This window comes from Rhodococcus sp. C3V, from assembly GCF_029269915.1.
GTDB classification, from domain to species: Bacteria; Actinomycetota; Actinomycetes; order Mycobacteriales; family Mycobacteriaceae; genus Rhodococcus_F; species Rhodococcus_F qingshengii.
In genome coordinates this window covers 1-405 of the sequence record NZ_JARJBE010000095.1, presented here as the reverse complement: position 1 = coordinate 405, position 405 = coordinate 1, and the positions used below count along the sequence as shown (strand labels likewise).

General features: G+C 45.7%; 1 pseudogene. It reads right to left on the bottom strand.

Annotated elements, in window-relative coordinates:
* Positions 1-148: 148 nt before the first annotated feature.
* Positions 149-405 (bottom strand): annotated as a pseudogene (locus P3G66_RS31945) (hypothetical protein); the annotation flags it as partial.

Sequence of the window (405 nt, the reverse complement as noted above, 5' to 3'; positions counted from 1 at the left end):
ACGATTTCCGAATATATTTGATAAAACATCAAATAGAATTGTGATTTCCGAATATATTTGATAAAATATCAAATAGAATTACGATTTCCGAATATATTTGATAAAACATCAAATAGAATTGTGATTTCCGAATATCTGAGAACAGCCATTACAGTGCACCTCCCATAGCCTGCTGCGTGTTTGCCTGCTGTGTATTTGCGTGGTGTGCACCGACACCCGGATCGATACCGGATGCGTGGTACTGGACATCGTCCCCGGTCAACTTCATGACAGAAACGGTCACCGTCTGAGCAGGCGCCGACGAACTCACAAAGCCAGCACCAGCAGTGAAGTCAGCCGTAACACTTTGTGCACCAGCAACATCGAACGCGTGCGACAGAGTCGCAACACCACCAGTCACCGTCA